General features: G+C 60.0%; 17 protein-coding genes. 8 read left to right on the forward strand and 9 right to left on the reverse strand.

The annotated features are described in order from the left end of the window. Nucleotides 1-27: 27 nt before the first annotated feature. Nucleotides 28-309 carry a cold shock domain-containing protein gene (locus AC1RMX_RS12730; RefSeq protein WP_096822254.1) on the reverse strand — a complete coding sequence of 94 codons (282 nt, stop codon included), beginning with the start codon at nt 307-309 and terminating at the stop codon, nt 28-30. Nucleotides 310-533: 224 nt separating this feature from the next. On the opposite strand from AC1RMX_RS12730, the gene clpS reads away from it, so the two are divergent. Together clpS and clpA are read left to right on the forward strand one after the other, a co-directional pair. Further along, nucleotides 534-896: an ATP-dependent Clp protease adapter ClpS gene (gene clpS / locus AC1RMX_RS12735; protein ID WP_015094394.1), complete on the forward strand. Its 363-nt coding sequence runs from the start codon at nt 534-536 to the stop codon at nt 894-896. A gap of 30 nt (nt 897-926) precedes the next feature. Next, entirely contained in the window at nt 927-3197 is a 2271-nt protein-coding gene (clpA, locus tag AC1RMX_RS12740; RefSeq protein ID WP_085732141.1) for an ATP-dependent Clp protease ATP-binding subunit ClpA, read from the forward strand. Between the two features lie 748 nt (nt 3198-3945). Here the strand turns inward: clpA and infA are convergent. The 3 genes from infA to aat all read right to left on the reverse strand — a co-directional run bounded on the left by infA (nt 3946) and on the right by aat (nt 5723). Then, complete coding sequence (infA, locus tag AC1RMX_RS12745; protein WP_002553999.1) at nt 3946-4164, reverse strand: translation initiation factor IF-1; 219 nt, start codon at nt 4162-4164, stop codon at nt 3946-3948. Between the two features lie 112 nt (nt 4165-4276). Next, nucleotides 4277-4984, reverse strand: a complete 708-nt coding sequence (locus AC1RMX_RS12750; protein WP_096822650.1) for an arginyltransferase — start codon at nt 4982-4984, stop codon at nt 4277-4279. A 58-nt stretch (nt 4985-5042) separates the two neighbouring features. After that, a complete protein-coding gene (aat, locus tag AC1RMX_RS12755) occupies nt 5043-5723 on the reverse strand; it encodes a leucyl/phenylalanyl-tRNA--protein transferase (protein ID WP_102622715.1) in 681 nt (226 codons plus the stop codon). A 535-nt stretch (nt 5724-6258) separates the two neighbouring features. Between aat and AC1RMX_RS12760 the strand changes: the two genes are divergently transcribed. The 6 genes from AC1RMX_RS12760 (at nt 6259) to cysG (ending at nt 13778) form a co-directional block, all read left to right on the forward strand. Continuing rightward, complete coding sequence (locus AC1RMX_RS12760) at nt 6259-8667, forward strand: DNA translocase FtsK (protein WP_102622714.1); 2409 nt, start codon at nt 6259-6261, stop codon at nt 8665-8667. A gap of 78 nt (nt 8668-8745) precedes the next feature. After that, nucleotides 8746-9366, forward strand: a complete 621-nt coding sequence (lolA, locus tag AC1RMX_RS12765) for an outer membrane lipoprotein periplasmic chaperone LolA (RefSeq protein ID WP_007958184.1) — start codon at nt 8746-8748, stop codon at nt 9364-9366. A 24-nt stretch (nt 9367-9390) separates the two neighbouring features. Continuing rightward, on the forward strand, nt 9391-10713 hold the full coding sequence (locus tag AC1RMX_RS12770) for a replication-associated recombination protein A (RefSeq protein WP_102622713.1): 1323 nt from the start codon (nt 9391-9393) through the stop codon (nt 10711-10713). Beyond that, nucleotides 10713-11087: a fluoride efflux transporter CrcB gene (gene crcB, locus AC1RMX_RS12775; protein WP_096822646.1), complete on the forward strand. Its 375-nt coding sequence runs from the start codon at nt 10713-10715 to the stop codon at nt 11085-11087. The genes AC1RMX_RS12770 and crcB overlap by 1 nt, the downstream gene beginning before the upstream one ends. Before the next feature lie 15 nt (nt 11088-11102). Continuing rightward, on the forward strand, nt 11103-12383 hold the full coding sequence (gene serS, locus AC1RMX_RS12780; protein ID WP_192558399.1) for a serine--tRNA ligase: 1281 nt from the start codon (nt 11103-11105) through the stop codon (nt 12381-12383). Next, complete coding sequence (cysG, locus tag AC1RMX_RS12785) at nt 12384-13778, forward strand: siroheme synthase CysG (RefSeq protein WP_102622711.1); 1395 nt, start codon at nt 12384-12386, stop codon at nt 13776-13778. 45 nt (nt 13779-13823) lie between these two features. On the opposite strand, the gene AC1RMX_RS12790 is transcribed toward cysG, so the two are convergent. The 5 genes from AC1RMX_RS12790 to tusC all read right to left on the reverse strand — a co-directional run bounded on the left by AC1RMX_RS12790 (nt 13824) and on the right by tusC (nt 16896). After that, nucleotides 13824-14825, reverse strand: a complete 1002-nt coding sequence (locus AC1RMX_RS12790) for a glutathione S-transferase family protein (RefSeq protein WP_493072114.1) — start codon at nt 14823-14825, stop codon at nt 13824-13826. Nucleotides 14826-14916: 91 nt separating this feature from the next. Beyond that, entirely contained in the window at nt 14917-15918 is a 1002-nt protein-coding gene (locus AC1RMX_RS12795; RefSeq protein ID WP_493072116.1) for a glycosyl transferase family protein, read from the reverse strand. Continuing rightward, the gene (locus AC1RMX_RS12800) at nt 15915-16250 is read right to left on the reverse strand and encodes a TusE/DsrC/DsvC family sulfur relay protein (protein WP_085732133.1); all 336 of its coding nucleotides are present in this window, start codon (nt 16248-16250) and stop codon (nt 15915-15917) included. Before AC1RMX_RS12800 ends, AC1RMX_RS12795 begins: the two co-directional genes overlap by 4 nt. Continuing rightward, nucleotides 16247-16540, reverse strand: coding sequence for a sulfurtransferase complex subunit TusB (tusB, locus tag AC1RMX_RS12805; protein ID WP_102622708.1), 294 nt, complete (start codon nt 16538-16540; stop codon nt 16247-16249). Before tusB ends, AC1RMX_RS12800 begins: the two co-directional genes overlap by 4 nt. Then, nucleotides 16540-16896 carry a sulfurtransferase complex subunit TusC gene (tusC, locus tag AC1RMX_RS12810; RefSeq protein ID WP_192558394.1) on the reverse strand — a complete coding sequence of 119 codons (357 nt, stop codon included), beginning with the start codon at nt 16894-16896 and terminating at the stop codon, nt 16540-16542. The genes tusB and tusC overlap by 1 nt, the downstream gene beginning before the upstream one ends.

Here is a 16896-nt window from a genome sequence, read left to right on the forward strand (position 1 = left end):
TGTTTTCTGGCAGGTGTTCTGGTCGCTTCAGCTGGTCACTGATTGATGCTGCGCGGCGGCCGAGACGGTATCTTTCGCAGGCTCGGCATTCTGAATTTTTGTGGCGTGCAGCCCTTTGGGGCCTTGCACGATATCGAATTTGACGATTTGCCCGGCTTTGAGGGTTTTGTACCCGTCCATCTCAATGGCGGAGTAGTGTGCAAAGAAATCGATTTCCTTGCCGTCCTCGTCCTTCCCCTCGCGGGATTCGGTATTGATGAAACCGAACCCCTTGGCATTGTTGAACCATTTCACCTTGCCGACAGCCATGCTCAAATCCCTCTGCAACAGTCTCCATCGCTGGAGTATCATCCAATTCATCCGCAGTCGAATCCGTTAAAAAGATTGACTCCGCGGATCTTTTTTACCCACTGTGGGTTCTATTGGTTGTAACACCGTTTTCCCGATAGTCAAGGTGACCGGGCAGTCGGAGTTGAAAACGTGTCAAGCCGCCCCCACCACTGTATTTGCACAACTGACGAACCTTTCTTTCCATGCATGCAATCAGCCAGATTCGACTAACATTCAATCAGGATCGCCCTGATTTACACGACGACGATTCAGCGGGTATTGCTGTTCAGGAAGCAAAGCCTGCGTTACAGGCGCCGCCGATGTACAAGGTGGTTTTGTTTAATGATGACTACACACCGATGGATTTCGTCGTCGAAGTGCTCGAGGTGTTTTTTAACCTGAATCGCGAGCTGGCGACCAAGGTCATGCTGGCCGTCCATACAGAAGGACGGGCAGTATGTGGAGTGTTTACCCGCGACATCGCCGAGACAAAGGCCATGCAGGTCAACCAGTACGCCAGGGAAAGCCAGCATCCGCTACTCTGTGAAATCGAGAAGGACGGTTAATCGCCGACCACTTGGGTATGAGGTGAAGCTATGTTAAACCGCGAGCTCGAAGTCACCCTCAATCTTGCCTTCAAGGAGGCACGTTCGAAGCGTCATGAGTTCATGACCGTCGAACACCTGCTGCTGGCCCTATTGGACAATGAGGCTGCCGCCACCGTATTGCGTGCCTGCGGCGCAAACCTCGACAAACTCAAGCACGACCTGCAGGAGTTCATCGACTCCACCACGCCGCTGATCCCCGTCCATGACGAAGATCGCGAAACCCAGCCAACCCTGGGCTTCCAGCGTGTGCTGCAACGTGCTGTCTTTCATGTGCAGAGCTCGGGCAAACGCGAAGTGACCGGCGCCAACGTGCTGGTTGCAATCTTCAGTGAGCAAGAGAGTCAGGCGGTGTTCCTGCTGAAACAGCAGAGCGTTGCACGCATTGATGTCGTCAACTATATCGCCCATGGCATTTCCAAGGTGCCGGGGCATGGCGATCACTCTGAAGGTGAACAAGATATGCAGGACGACGAGGGCGGTGAGTCTTCTTCTTCAGGCAATCCGCTGGATGCTTATGCCAGCAATCTCAACGAACTCGCACGTCAGGGCCGGATCGATCCGCTGGTCGGGCGTGAAACGGAAGTCGAGCGTGTCGCGCAGATTCTCGCGCGTCGTCGCAAGAACAATCCGCTGCTGGTGGGCGAGGCGGGCGTGGGTAAAACCGCGATTGCCGAAGGCCTTGCCAAGCGCATTGTCGACAACCAGGTACCGGACCTGCTGGCCAACAGCGTCGTTTATTCCCTGGATCTGGGCGCCTTGCTCGCAGGCACCAAGTATCGCGGTGATTTCGAGAAGCGCTTCAAGGCGTTGCTCAACGAACTGAAAAAACGTCCGCAGGCGATCCTGTTCATCGACGAGATCCACACCATTATCGGTGCGGGTGCCGCGTCGGGTGGCGTCATGGATGCCTCGAACCTGCTCAAGCCGCTGCTGTCGTCTGGCGACATTCGCTGCATCGGCTCGACCACGTTCCAGGAATTCCGTGGCATCTTCGAGAAAGACCGTGCCCTGGCACGTCGCTTCCAGAAGGTCGATGTGGTCGAGCCATCGGTGGAAGACACCATCGGTATCCTGCGCGGCCTGAAAGGGCGTTTCGAGCAGCACCACAACATCGAATACAGTGATGAGTCGTTGCGCGCCGCTGCGGAACTGGCTTCGCGCTACATCAATGACCGGCATATGCCGGACAAGGCCATCGATGTGATCGACGAGGCGGGCGCCTATCAGCGTCTGCAACCGGTCGAGAAGCGTGTGAAACGCATCGAAGTGCCGCAGGTCGAGGACATCGTGGCGAAGATCGCGCGGATTCCGCCGAAGCATGTCACCAGTTCCGACAAGGAACTGCTGCGTAACCTCGAGCGCGACCTGAAGCTGACGGTGTTTGGTCAGGACGCGGCGATCGATTCGCTGTCGACTGCGATCAAACTGTCCCGTGCAGGCCTCAAGTCGCCGGACAAACCGGTCGGTTCGTTCCTGTTCGCCGGGCCTACCGGTGTCGGTAAAACCGAGGCTGCGCGCCAATTGGCCAAGGCATTGGGGATCGAACTGGTTCGCTTCGACATGTCCGAGTACATGGAGCGTCATACCGTATCGCGTCTGATCGGTGCGCCTCCGGGTTATGTCGGTTTCGATCAGGGCGGTCTGTTGACCGAAGCGATCACCAAGCAGCCGCACTGCGTGTTGCTGCTCGACGAAATCGAGAAGGCGCATCCGGAAGTCTTCAACCTGCTGCTGCAGGTGATGGACCACGGCACGCTGACCGATAACAACGGGCGCAAGGCGGACTTCCGCAACGTGATCGTGATCATGACCACCAATGCCGGTGCTGAAACGGCGGCGCGTGCTTCGATCGGTTTCACCCATCAGGATCATTCGTCCGATGCGATGGAAGTGATCAAGAAGAGCTTCACGCCGGAATTCCGCAACCGTCTGGATACCATCATTCAGTTTGGTCGCCTCAGTCATGAGGTCATCAAAAGCGTGGTGGACAAGTTCCTCACCGAACTTCAGGCGCAGCTGGAAGACAAGCGTGTGCTTCTGGAAGTTACCGATGCGGCGCGCAGTTGGCTGGCGGCCGGTGGTTACGATTCGGCCATGGGCGCTCGTCCGATGGCGCGTCTGATCCAGGACAAGATCAAGCGTCCGCTGGCGGAGGAGATTCTGTTTGGCGAGCTGGCCGAGCATGGCGGTGTGGTTCACATCGACATCAAGGATGGTGAGCTGACGTTTGACTTCGAGACTACGGCGGAAATGGCCTGACGGCTGTGAAGTGAAAAGGCGCCTTCGGGCGCCTTTTTGTTGTCTGTTTGTTTGGTGTGAATATCCGTTGCTGCGGTTATGGCCGCTTAGGGTTCCGCCTTTACGGCGGGTCACTTTTGGCAAACGCCCCAAAAGTAACCAAAAGGTCTATGCCCTGACGTTCGGCCCTCGCTGTGGCTCGGGTTCCTTCGCTCCGGGATTGATCCGGGGGCATCGCCTACGGTTTGCTTCGCTGCACCTCCTCTCGATGCATGCGGCTGCGCCGCACGGTCGCTGCGCTCCCTCCCCCGGATCAATCCCTCCACTCAGCCTGCCGACGGGCCTTGCGATCAACAGCTTTACTCGAGCTAACGCTCATTGTGTTGAGTGGGGCGGCTTTGCCGCTTGGGTTGCACGTGGATTAGAACTGTGGGAGCCGGCTTGCTGAGAATGGCGGCTTGTTGGCTGACCAATTTGTTTGATTTGGGAATTGTCCGCAGGAGTTGCCGAAGCTGCGATCTTTGGCTTTGGCTTTGGCTTTGGCTTTGGCTTTGGCTTTTTGCCCCTTCGGCAGGCCGAGCGAAGGTGTCCATCAGGGGGTAGGCGCGCAGCGCCGTGCGGCGAAGCCGCATACATCGAGAGGAGGTGCAGCGAAGCAAACCGTAGGCGATAGAAGCCGTTACCGCAGCAACGGATATACACCCAAAACAAAAAAACGCAGACAAACAAAAACGCCCGGCATTAAGCCGGGCGTCTTGTATTGACTTGATTAGCGAGCGCGGTAAGTGATGCGCCCTTTGCTCAAGTCATAGGGCGTCAGCTCGACGCGCACTTTGTCACCGGTAAGAATACGAATGTAGTTCTTGCGCATCTTGCCGGAGATATGCGCGGTTACGACGTGCCCATTTTCCAACTCCACACGAAACATGGTGTTGGGCAGGGTGTCGACGACAGTGCCTTCCATTTCGAAGCTGTCTTCTTTCGACATGCAGTAAAGCCCTCGGTGTCCAATGAATGGCCCGGTGCAACTGCGCCAGGCAAAAGCGGCGTGCATTGTGCCCGAAAAATGGGGTTTACGCCAAGGGGTTTAGGGCTTGCATTCAGTTCAGGATGACCCAGCGCTGATTAATCAGCAGTTCGATCGGTCGATATTGGGTCTTGTAGTTCATCTTTTTGCAGTTTTTGATCCAGTAACCCAGGTACACCGCTTCGAGCCCCAGTCGCTGGGCCTCGCCGATCTGCCAGAGAATGGCGTAGCGCCCGAGGCTGCGGCGCTCTTCCTCTGGTTCGTAAAAGGTGTAGACCGCCGACAGACCGTTAGGCAGCAGATCGGTGACGGCGACCGCCAGCAACCGCCCGTCGAGCCGGAACTCGTAGAAGCGTGAGAAGGGCAGGTCGCGAACCAGAAAAGTCGAGAATTGATCACGGCTCGGCGGGTACATATCGCCGTCGGCATGGCGCTGTTCGATGTAACGCTGATAAAGATCGAAATATTCTTCGCTGAAACCAGGCTTGACCGGGCGCACCTGCAAGTCGGCGTTGCGTTTGAAAATGCGCTTTTGCTGCCGATTGGGGTTGAACTGCGCCACCGGAATGCGCGCAGGCACGCAGGCATTGCAGTTCTGGCAATGCGGGCGGTACAGGTGATCGCCGCTGCGACGAAAGCCCATTTCCGACAGGTCTGCGTAGACATGCACATCCATGGGCTGGCTCGGGTCGAGAAACAGGGTCGTGGCCTGCTCCTCGGGCAGATAACTGCAAGAGTGAGGCTGAGTGGCATAAAACTTCAACCGCGCCAACTCGGTCATGATCAACCCTCGGGGGTAAGCTGGTGAATTAAGTGTAAGCCACGCGCGCAAAAGTCGCTCAGCAAACCCAGGTGGCAAGGTTGGGTTGATCGAGGTGCCGGGCCAGATATTCGGCAAATGCGGGGCGGGAGATCGCCCGGGCACCGAGGCTGTGCAGATGATCGGTAGGCATCTGGCAGTCGATCAGCACGAAACCCGAGTCTTTCAAGTGTCGCACCAGGGTGGCAAAACCGTACTTGGAGGCGTTGTCGGCGCGACTGAACATCGATTCGCCAAAAAACAGTTGCCCCATCGCCAGGCCGTAGAGTCCGCCGACCAGTTCGCCCTGGTCCCACACTTCTACCGAATGGGCGAAGCCGCGCTGGTGCAGTTCGACATAGGCGTCCTGCATGGCCTGGGTGATCCAGGTGCCATCGGCGTAATCCCGTGGCGCGGCGCAGGCACGAATGACCGCCTCGAAATCCTGATCGAAGGTCACCTGGTAGCGTTGCTGGCGCAGCAGTTTGCCGAGGCTGCGCGAGACATGCAGTTCGTCGGGAAACAACACGGTGCGCGGATCCGGCGACCACCAGAGGATGGGCTGGCCTTCGGAGAACCACGGAAAGCAGCCATGGCGATAGGCCTGGATCAAGCGATCGGCGGACAGGTCGCCGCCGGCCGCCAGCAATCCGTTGGGATCGCGCATGGCCTTTTCCAGTGGCGGGAAAGTCAGTGAATTGCGTTGTAACCAAGTCAGCATGGCGTCCAGGCTTGCAGAAGGGGAGGGCAGTGGGCGGTGAGGCCCGTTACAAAGTGTGCCGGTAAAAAGCGCGAATGTCCCCCCGAACCTGTTCGAAGATTGCACGGCTGCAACTTGGTCGGGTGGACGCGGTCGTAGACGGGCGTCGGGGGCGAATGTGCACGGTGTCCGGGAAGGCGTCGAGTGGGGGCATTTGGCCGTCATGAGCAATCAGAGGTAGATGCTTCGCTACGTTCATCAAATACACCTCATAAGCCTTTGTCACAAAAGACAATGCATGCTCAAATTGCGTCGCAGGTTTTGTCTGCTTGGCTATGCTTGAAGCTGGAGCTCGAAGCATGGCATCGCACGCGCAAACCCGTACAATGCCGGGCTGTTACAGAATATTCGCAGCGAGCCGTGTTTATAAAACACGGGGCGCAGTGTTAAAAGTAGTCTCAGTTGTGCCCGTCAATTTTTTTACCTGCCTGGATTGGGCAGTTTTTTATTGTCATTCAATAGATGGACGCGCCTCTGGCGCAGGAAAAGAAGCGTTTTGAAGAAATCCACCGCAGCACCAAAAACAGTCGTCCCGCTCTGGCGCCAGCAATTGCACTACCGACTCAAGGAAGGTGCATTGATCGCCATCGGTGCCTTGTGCCTGTTCCTGATGATGGCCTTGCTGACTTACGGCAAGGACGATCCGGGCTGGAGCCACAACAGCAAGATCGACGACGTGCAGAATTTCGGCGGCCCGGCGGGCTCCTACAGCGCCGACATCCTGTTCATGGTGCTGGGTTACTTCGCGTACATCTTCCCGTTGCTGCTGGCGATCAAGGCGTATCAGATCTTCCGTCAGCGCCACGAACCCTGGCAGTGGAGCGGCTGGCTGTTCTCCTGGCGCCTGATCGGCCTGGTGTTTCTGGTGCTGTCCGGCGCTGCGCTGGCGCACATTCATTTCCATGCGGCCACCGCGTTGCCGGCCGGTGCGGGTGGCGCGCTGGGTGAAAGCCTCGGTGATCTGGCCCGCAACGCCCTGAACATTCAGGGCAGCACATTGCTGTTCATCGCGCTGTTCCTGTTCGGCCTGACCGTATTCACCGACCTGTCGTGGTTCAAGGTGATGGACGTTACCGGCAAGATCACCCTCGACCTGTTCGAACTGTTCCAGGGCGCGGTCAACCGCTGGTGGTCGGCGCGGACCGAGCGCAAGCAACTGGTCGCGCAATTGCGTGAAGTCGATGACCGGGTGCACGACGTGGTCGCCCCGACAGTCACCGACAAGCGCGAGCAGGCCAAGGTCAAGGAACGTCTGATCGAGCGTGAACAGGCCCTGAGCAAGCACATGTCCGAGCGCGAGAAACAGGTTCCGCCGGTCATCGCTCCGGCCCCGGTCAAGGCGCCAGAGCCAAGCAAGCGCGTGCAGAAAGAGAAGCAGGCGCCGCTGTTCGTCGACAGTGCCGTGGAAGGCACCTTGCCGCCGATCTCGATTCTCGATCCTGCGGAAAAGAAACAGCTCAACTACTCGCCCGAGTCCCTGGCGGCGGTCGGCCACTTGCTGGAGATCAAGCTCAAGGAGTTCGGCGTCGAAGTCACTGTGGATTCGATCCATCCCGGCCCGGTCATTACCCGTTACGAAATCCAGCCAGCCGCTGGCGTCAAGGTCAGCCGTATCGCCAACCTGGCCAAAGACCTTGCACGTTCGCTGGCCGTGACCAGCGTGCGGGTGGTCGAGGTGATTCCGGGCAAGACCACGGTCGGTATCGAGATTCCCAACGAAGACCGCCAGATCGTGCGTTTCTCCGAAGTGCTGTCGACCCCTGAGTACGACAACTTCAAGTCGCCGGTCACCCTGGCCCTGGGCCACGACATCGGCGGCAAGCCGGTCATTACTGACCTGGCGAAGATGCCTCACTTGCTGGTGGCCGGTACCACCGGTTCCGGTAAGTCGGTGGGCGTGAACGCGATGATCCTGTCGATCCTGTTCAAGTCCGGCCCGGAAGACGCCAAGCTGATCATGATCGACCCGAAGATGTTGGAACTGTCGATCTACGAAGGCATTCCGCATCTGCTGTGCCCGGTCGTGACCGACATGAAGGACGCCGCCAACGCACTGCGCTGGAGCGTTGCCGAGATGGAACGTCGCTACAAGCTGATGGCGAAGATGGGCGTGCGAAACCTGTCCGGCTTCAACGCCAAGGTCAAGGAAGCCCAGGACGCCGGCGAGCCGCTGAGCGATCCGCTGTACAAGCGCGAAAGCATCCACGACGAAGCTCCTCTATTGCAGAAGCTGCCGACCATCGTTGTGGTCGTGGACGAATTCGCCGACATGATGATGATCGTCGGCAAGAAGGTTGAAGAGCTGATCGCCCGTATCGCCCAGAAAGCGCGGGCTGCCGGTATCCACCTGATCCTCGCGACCCAGCGGCCGTCGGTGGACGTGATCACCGGTCTGATCAAGGCCAACATCCCGACGCGGATGGCGTTCCAGGTATCGAGCAAGATCGACTCCCGGACCATCATCGACCAGGGTGGCGCCGAACAACTGCTTGGCCATGGTGACATGCTCTACATGCCGCCGGGCACCAGCCTGCCTATCCGGGTTCACGGCGCCTTCGTGTCCGACGATGAAGTTCACCGGGTGGTGGAAGCCTGGAAGCTGCGCGGTGCGCCGGAATACAACGACGACATCCTCAACGGTGTCGAAGAGGCGGGCAGTGGTTTCGAAGGCAGCAGCGGCGGCGGTGACGGCGATGATCCGGAAGCCGACGCGCTGTACGACGAAGCCGTGCAGTTTGTACTGGAAAGCCGCCGCGCCTCCATCTCCGCTGTACAGCGCAAGCTGAAGATCGGTTACAACCGTGCCGCGCGCATGATCGAAGCCATGGAAATGGCCGGGGTCGTGACGTCCATGAACACCAACGGTTCCCGCGAAGTCCTGGCCCCTGGCCCGGTGCGCGACTGATTCGATACCCTGATTCACATGCAAAGGACGGTGCATGAAGCGCCGTCCACTTTCCCACGAGTATTCAAGAGGACTCCCATGCGTCTTATCCGCATGCTGCTGCCAGTACTGGCTCTGACCACCCTCACGGCTCACGCCGATGACAAGGATGTGGCACGCCTGACCCAATTGCTGGAAACATCCAAGACCCTGACCGCGAACTTCTCCCAGCTCACTCTCGACGGCAGCGGCACCCAGTTGCAGGAAACCACCGGCGACATGACCCTGCAGCGTCCGGGCCTGTTCTACTGGCACACCAATGCCCCCGCCGAGCAGACCATGGTGTCCGACGGCAAGAAAGTCACCCTGTGGGACCCGGATCTGGAACAGGCCACCATCAAGAAACTCGATGAGCGCCTGACCCAGACCCCGGCCCTGTTGCTGTCCGGTGATGTATCGAAGATCAGCCAGAGCTTCGATATCAGCGCCAAGGAAGCCGGTGGCGTGATCGACTTCACCCTGAAGCCGAAAACCAAGGACACCCTGTTCGACAGCCTGCGTCTGTCGTTCCGCAACGGTCTGGTCAATGACATGCAGTTGATCGACAGCGTCGGCCAGCGCACCAACATCCTGTTCACCGGGGTGAAGGCCAACGAAGCGGTCCCGGCCTCGAAGTTCAAGTTCGACATCCCGAAGGGTGCCGATGTGATCCAGGAATAAACACAGAGGTTTCAACGGTACGTGATGGATCTGTTTCGCAGTGCACCGATTGCCCAGCCGCTGGCCGCCCGTTTGCGGGCGACCAATCTGGATGAGTACGTCGGTCAGGAACACGTGCTCGCTCGCGGCAAGCCTCTGCGCGAAGCTCTGGAGCAGGGTGCCCTGCATTCGATGATCTTCTGGGGCCCGCCGGGCGTGGGCAAGACCACCCTGGCGCGGCTGCTGGCGGAAGTCTCGGATGCGCACTTCGAAACGGTTTCGGCCGTATTGGCCGGGGTAAAAGAGATCCGTCAGGCGGTGGAAATCGCCAAACAGCAGGCTGGTCAGTACGGCAAGCGCACGATCCTGTTTGTCGACGAAGTTCACCGCTTCAACAAGTCCCAGCAGGACGCTTTTCTACCTTACGTTGAAGACGGCACGCTGATTTTCATCGGCGCAACCACCGAAAACCCTTCCTTCGAATTGAACAACGCTTTGCTGTCGCGGGCCCGGGTCTACGTACTCAAGAGCCTCGACGAGGCGGCGTTGCGTAAACTGGTGCACCGCGCACTCACCGAAGAACGCGGTCTGGGCAAGCGCAATCTGACCCTCAGCGATGAAGGCTTCCAGATGCTGCTGTCCGCCGCCGACGGCGATGGCCGGCGCTTGCTCAATTTGCTGGAGAACGCTTCGGACCTCGCCGAAGACAACAGCGAGATGGGCACCGAGCTGCTGCAAAGCCTGCTCGGCGACACGCGTCGGCGTTTCGACAAGGGCGGCGAAGCGTTCTACGACCAGATTTCCGCGCTGCACAAATCGGTGCGCGGCTCCAATCCGGACGGCGCGTTGTACTGGTTTGCGCGGATGATCGACGGCGGCTGCGATCCGCTATATCTGGCCCGCCGCGTGGTGCGCATGGCCAGCGAAGACATCGGCAATGCCGACCCGCGCGCCCTGAGTCTGTGCCTGGCGGCGTGGGAAGTGCAGGAGCGACTTGGCAGCCCGGAAGGTGAGTTGGCAGTGGCTCAAGCTATTACGTATCTGGCTTGTGCGCCGAAAAGCAACGCGGTGTACATGGGCTTCAAGACCGCATTGCGGGCCGCTGCCGAACATGGCTCGCTGGAAGTGCCGCTGCACCTGCGCAACGCACCGACCAAGTTGATGAAACAATTGGGTTATGGCGACGAATACCGCTATGCCCACGATGAACCGGACGCCTACGCGGCCGGCGAAGACTACTTTCCGGAAGAGCTCGACCCCATCCCGTTCTACCAACCGGTGCCCCGTGGCCTGGAACTGAAGATTGGCGAGAAGCTCAACCACCTCGCCAAACTCGATCGTTTAAGCCCCCGGCAGCGGAGAAAATAGTGATTCGAACGATTCTTGCGGTGTCCGTGGCGGGCATCGCTGGTACATTACTGCGTTTCGCGGCTGGCAATTGGGTCAGCGCCAATTGGCCCCGGCATTTCTATGCGGCAACGCTGGCGGTCAATCTGGTCGGCTGTCTGATCATCGGCCTGCTGTACGGACTGTTTTTGACCCGGCCGGAAGTGCCGATCGAAATCCGCGCCGGTCTGATCGTCGGTTTTGTCGGCGGTCTGACGACGTTTTCATCCTTTTCACTGGATACGCTGCGTTTGCTGGAAAGCGGACAGGCCCTGATAGCCTTCGGTTATCTGGGCATCAGCGTGTTCGGCGGCCTGCTCGCGACCTGGGCTGGCCTGACTTTGACCAAACTTTGATAACGAGAAACCGACATGCTCGATTCCAAACTGTTACGTAGCAACCTCCAGGACGTAGCGGACCGCCTGGCTTCCCGTGGCTTTGCCCTGGATGTCGCGCGCATCGAAGCGCTGGAAGAACAGCGCAAGACCGTCCAGACCCGCACCGAAGCACTGCAGGCTGAGCGTAACGCGCGTTCCAAATCCATCGGTCAGGCCAAGCAGCGCGGTGAAGACATCGCGCCGTTGATGGCGGACGTCGAGCGCATGGCGGGCGAACTGAGCGCCGGTAAAGTCGAGCTGGACGCGATCCAGACCGAACTGGATTCGATCCTGCTGGGCATTCCGAACCTGCCGCACGAATCGGTACCGGTTGGCGAAGACGAAGACGGCAACGTCGAAGTCCGCCGCTGGGGCACTCCGACTGCCTTCGATTTCCCGGTTCAGGATCACGTGGCCCTGGGCGAGAAGTTCGGCTGGCTCGACTTCGAAACCGCCGCCAAGCTGTCCGGTGCGCGTTTCGCGCTGCTGCGTGGCCCGATTGCCCGTCTGCATCGCGCACTGGCGCAGTTCATGATCAACCTGCACGTCACCGAGCACGGCTACGAAGAGGCTTACACGCCTTATCTGGTTCAGGCCCCGGCGCTGCAAGGCACCGGTCAACTGCCAAAGTTCGAAGAAGACCTGTTCAAGATCGCCCGCGAAGGCGAAGCCGATCTGTACCTGATCCCGACCGCCGAAGTGTCGCTGACCAACATCGTCGCCGGTGAAATCGTCGATTCGAAGCAGCTGCCGATCAAGTTCGTCGCCCACACCCCGTGCTTTCGCAGCGAAGCCGGCGCGTCGGGTCGTGACACTCGCGGCATGATCCGCCAGCACCAGTTCGACAAGGTCGAGATGGTGCAGATCGTCGAGCCGTCGACGTCGATGGACGCGCTGGAAAGCCTGACCGCCAACGCCGAGAAAGTCCTGCAACTGCTGGGTCTGCCTTACCGTACCCTGGCGCTGTGCACCGGCGACATGGGCTTCAGCGCGGTCAAGACTTACGACCTGGAAGTGTGGATCCCGAGCCAGGACAAATACCGTGAAATCTCGTCGTGCTCCAACTGCGGCGACTTCCAGGCCCGCCGCATGCAGGCGCGTTTCCGTAACCCGGAAACCGGCAAACCTGAGCTGGTACACACCCTGAACGGTTCGGGTCTGGCGGTCGGTCGTACCCTGGTGGCCGTGCTGGAAAACTACCAGCAGGCCGACGGTTCGATTCGTGTGCCGGACGTGCTGAAGCCGTACATGGGTGGCCTTGAGGTCATCGGCTAAATGAAATATCTGCCGCTGTTTCACAACCTGCGCGGCAGTCGTGTGTTGGTCGTCGGTGGGGGGGAGATTGCCTTGCGCAAATCCCGCCTGCTGGCCGATGCCGGTGCGCTGCTGCGGGTGGTCGCACCTGAAATCGAAGCGCAACTGCGCGAACTGGTTGCCGCCAGCGGTGGCGAGTGTCTGTCGCGCGGTTACGTTGAAACGGATCTGGACGGTTGCGGGCTGATCATTGCCGCCACCGACGATGAAGCCTTGAACGCGCAAGTTTCCGCCGATGCTCATCGGCGCTGCGTGCCGGTCAATGTGGTGGATGCGCCGGCGTTGTGCAGCGTGATCTTCCCGGCGATCGTCGACCGTTCGCCGCTGATCATAGCGGTCTCCAGCGGCGGCGATGCGCCGGTGCTGGCCCGGCTGATCCGCGCCAAGATCGAAACCTGGATTCCTTCGACCTACGGCCATCTGGCCGGTCTGGCCGCACGTTTTCGCAATCAGGTCAAAAACCTGTTTCCCGATGTGCAGCAGCGTCGTGCTTTCTGGGAAGACGTGTTCCAGGGGCCGATTGCCGACCGGCAGTTGGCCGGGCAGGGCGCTGAAGCCGAACGTCTGTTGCAGGCGAAAATCGATGGCGAAGCGGCCGTGGCCACTGGCGAGGTGTATCTGGTGGGCGCAGGGCCGGGTGATCCGGATCTGCTGACCTTCCGCGCCTTGCGCCTGATGCAGCAAGCCGATGTGGTGCTGTATGACCGTTTGGTCGCTCCGGCGATTCTTGAGCTGTGCCGTCGCGATGCCGAGCGGGTTTACGTCGGCAAGCGTCGCGCCGATCACGCCGTACCGCAGGATCAGATCAACCAGCAACTGGTGGATCTGGCCAAGGCTGGCAAGCGCGTGGTGCGGTTGAAGGGCGGGGATCCGTTCATCTTTGGCCGTGGTGGCGAAGAGATCGAAGAACTGGCGGCCCATGGCATCCCGTTCCAGGTGGTGCCGGGCATCACCGCGGCCAGCGGTTGCGCGGCGTATGCCGGTATTCCGCTGACCCATCGTGATTACGCGCAGTCGGTGCGTTTCGTCACCGGGCACTTGAAGGACGGTTCCACCGATTTGCCGTGGGCCGACCTTGTCGCGCCGGCGCAGACCTTGGTGTTCTACATGGGGCTGGTGGGGTTGCCGATCATCTGCGAGCAGTTGATCAAGCATGGTCGTGCGGCCGATACCCCGGCAGCGCTGATCCAGCAGGGCACCACGGTCAATCAGCGGGTCTTCACCGGCACGCTGGCCGACCTGCCGCGTCTGGTGGCGGAGCATGAAGTCCATGCGCCGACGCTGGTGATCGTCGGCGAAGTGGTGCAACTGCGCGAGAAGCTGGCGTGGTTCGAGGGCGCTCAGGGTCAAATCTGACGACTCTGAAGTGATCGTTCCCACGCTGTGGGAACGATCCTGCTCTCAACCTTTGCGCCAAACCCCTTTCCCGCCCAACCGGTCCCGGTCATGGGCCACATTGAAATCCTGCTCCGGCCCTTTCGGCACCACCCCGGTCGGGTTGATGGTCTTGTGGCTGCCGTAGTAGTGGTTCTTGATGTGCTGGAAATCCACGGTCTCGGCAACGCCCGGCCACTGGTACATCTCACGCAGCCAGTTCGACAGGTTCGGATAATCGCTGATCCGCCGCAGATTGCATTTGAAGTGCCCGTGATACACCGCGTCGAAACGAATCAGCGTGGTGAACAACCGCACGTCCGCCTCGGTCAGGTATTCACCCGTCAGATAACGGTTGGCGCCCAGCACCTGCTCCAGATGGTCCAGCTCGGCAAACACATCATCGAACGCTTCTTCATAGGCCTGCTGCGAAGTGGCAAACCCGGCGCGATACACGCCGTTGTTCACGGCGGGATAGATCCGCTCGTTCAACGCATCAATCTCACCGTGCAACGGCGCCGGATAGAAGTCCAGATCGTTGCCGGTCAAGTCGTCGAAGGCGCTGTTGAACATGCGGATGATCTCCGCTGATTCGTTGCTGACGATGCGCTTGAGCTTTTTGTCCCACAGCACCGGTACGGTGACGCGGCCGGTGTAGTCGGCGGTGTCAGCGGTGTAGCGCTGGTGCATGAAGTCGAAGTGGTCGAGTTTGTCGCCGGTCGAGCCGAGGTTCTGGTCGAAGGTCCAGCCGTTTTCCAGCATCAGCCAACTGACGACCGAAACATCGATCAGGCTTTCCAGGCCCTTGAGCTTGCGCAGGATCAGCGTGCGATGCGCCCACGGACAGGCGAGGGAGACGTAGAGGTGATAACGCCCGGCCTCGGCGGCAAAACCGCCTTCACCGCTCGGGCCTGGCGCGCCGTTGCGAGTGACCCAATTGCGGCGCTGCGCCTGTTCGCGCTGGAACGCGCCGTCCTTGCTGCTTTCGTACCACTTGTCCTGCCAGCGGCCGTCGACGAGTAAACCCATGATCAAGACTCCGGAAACCAAAAATCGTTGGAGCCGAGTCTATTCCGATGAGTTCGAACAAAAAGCGCAAAGATCGGGCGTGAATGATCGGTTAAATCGATTTGTTCCGTGCGATCCAGTATTTCTCGGCAGTTTCGAAGGCTTGTTCGCGACTTTGGCCAAGGCCTCGCAGGGCCAGGGCCATGGTCGAAATCAGGGCCATTTGCGGATAGCTGTCGACCACGTCGCCACGCCAGACGGCCTTCAGATGCTCGACATCCAGCGACGCCGGTTTGACGTGGCGTTGCGCCGACAACTGCGGCCATTCCTCGTCCCAGCTCTCGCCGCCGGTGGTGCCGTACAGGTGGCTGTCGGCATCCGGGTTGATCTCGATTTCGCCGCCGTCACCTTTGATCACGATCGCCGTATCGCCGAGCAGACCACTGGCATCGCGGTGCACAGCCTGATAGCCGGGGTGGAAAATACTCTGCAAGCCGCAACGCGCGCCCAACGGATTGAGGATCCGCGCCAGCGAATGAATAGGCGAACGCAGGCCGAGGGTATTGCGCAGGTCGATCATTCGCTGCAGCTGCGGTGCCCAGTCCAACAGTGGCATGAACGCCAGGCCACCGTTGTCCAGCGCCGCGCCGACCTGTTGCCAGTTGCGGCACAGCGGGATGTTCAGTTCACCGAGCAGTTGTTCGGAATACAAACGCCCGGCGGTGTGCGCGCCGCCGCCGTGCATGAAGATGCGCACGCCGTTCTGTGCCAGGCACTTGGCTGCCAGCAGATACCAGGGCAGGTGACGTTTCTTGCCGGCATAGGTCGGCCAGTCCAGATCGACCTTCAGTGCTGGCGCCTGCAAGCGTTCGCGCAGGGCCTCGGTGAAGCCGGCCATTTCCTCGGCGCTTTCTTCCTTGTGCCGCAGCAACATCAGGAAGGCACCGAGCTGGGTTTCTTCGACGGCTTCGTCGAGCACCATGCCCATGGCCTCCCGGGCTTCCTCACGGGTCAGGTCGCGAGCGCCGCGCTTGCCCTTGCCGAGGATGCGCACGAACTGGGCGAACGGGTGCTCGGCGGGCGTTTCGAGGGTCAGCGCTGGATAGTCGGTCATAGGCAATTCGTCGGTTTGGGCAGGCCCGCCAGTTTCGCGGCGAGTTTGGCAGGGGTGCCTTTGAACAGTCGGTTCAGGTGCAGGCTGTTGCCTTTCTCTGCGCCGAGCTTGAGCGCGGTGTATTTGATCAGCGGCCGGGTGGCCGGGGACAGCTGGAATTCGGCGTAGAAACTGCGCAACAGTTCGAGGACTTCCCAGTGTTCGGCGCTCAGCTCGATGTCTTCGGCAGCGGCGAGGGCGCTGGCGACTTCGGCCGACCAGTCGTTGAGGTCGACCAGGAAGCCGTCCTTGTCCAGTTCGATGGCGCGGGCGCCGACGGTCAGCGCATTCATAGCCAGCTGTTGACCTTGTCGTGGTGGATCGACAGCTCGACGAAGGCCGGGTAATCGATGGCTTCGGCCCAGTCCGGAACCTGCACGGCGCGGGCTTGCGCGTCTTCGGCCAGAACGAAGAGTTTCACCCGACGGGTTTCCAGCGCAATGAACGGCGCAGTGCCGGGTTGCAGCGCATAAGCAGCATCGCCAGATAGCAACAGCGCGTCGGCAGAACCGAGCAGGCGCAGGCAACTGGTCAAGCGTTCGTCGCCGAACGGGGAATGGGACAACACATGCAAAGTCGACATCAGAGGGTGATCACCTGGTCGTAACGGTCAATGAGGGCGGTGATTTCATCGGCGGCCAAAGGCTGAGCCTCGTCCAGCGAACGATCGCCGAGGCCGCGAGCACTGGCGCTGTCGGCGCAGTAGAACAGCTCTTCCACACCGAACATCGGCAACGCTTGCAGGTTGGCGCTCAGGTCTTTCTGTTGCAGGGCCTTGGCGTTTTGCCCGGCGGCCAGTTGCAACACACCGTCGTCGAGAAACAGCAGGCCGATCGGCAGATCGAAGGCGCCGCCGGCCAGTACGATGTCCAATGCTTCACGGGCACCGGGGCCGGACCACGGTGATTGACGGCTGATAATCAGAAGGGACTTGGCCAT

The organism is Pseudomonas sp. GW822-FHT03F04 (assembly GCF_058801405.1).